Here is a 532-nt window from a genome sequence, read left to right as displayed (position 1 = left end):
GTCTATTGGATGGGAGGCTACTTCGTCAACGAAGAACCGGACAACAAGCAAAGCGATGAATACGCCCTCGCCAACGGCTACGCCGCCCTTGTGCCGCTGCAAATTGATTTGACGGCATACGGGTTTTTGGATAAGCTGAATGCTATGTTTTAAAACTATGCGCCTCACCACCACACACCACCACACCTGCGCCGAACAAGGAGGGCTATCTTTTGTTGAAAACAAAATTCAAACCCTGTGCCGTGTAGTTTGCAAACTCCTTGTCGGAAGAGATGAGCGCGATTTTTTCGGTCATGGCTTGCGCGATAATGGCGTGGTCGTTCATATCTTTGTGCCCCTCCACAATCTCTAATTTGGCATACTTGGCAAAATGGTATTCATTGAAGAACACAATTTCAAAATAGGTTTTTTTTATTTCAGCCAACATCTCTGCTTCCGATTTAAAATGGAGCTGTTTTATTTTCCCAATTCTGTACAATAATATCAATTCTTGCACAGCCACAGAACTAATATAAATTGTATTGGCGTAATC

Annotated in this window: 1 protein-coding gene; it reads right to left on the bottom strand. The window is 43.4% G+C overall.

What is annotated here, in order from left to right; all coding sequences use genetic code 11:
- Positions 1–205: 205 nt before the first annotated feature.
- A partial coding sequence (locus ASC50_RS03800) for a type II toxin-antitoxin system VapC family toxin (RefSeq protein WP_056928729.1) occupies positions 206–532 on the bottom strand: 327 nt, incomplete at its 5' end.

The organism is Candidatus Symbiothrix dinenymphae (assembly GCF_001431085.1).
Note: the sequence above shows the minus strand (reverse complement) of the source record. Positions and strands in the feature narration are given on the sequence as shown.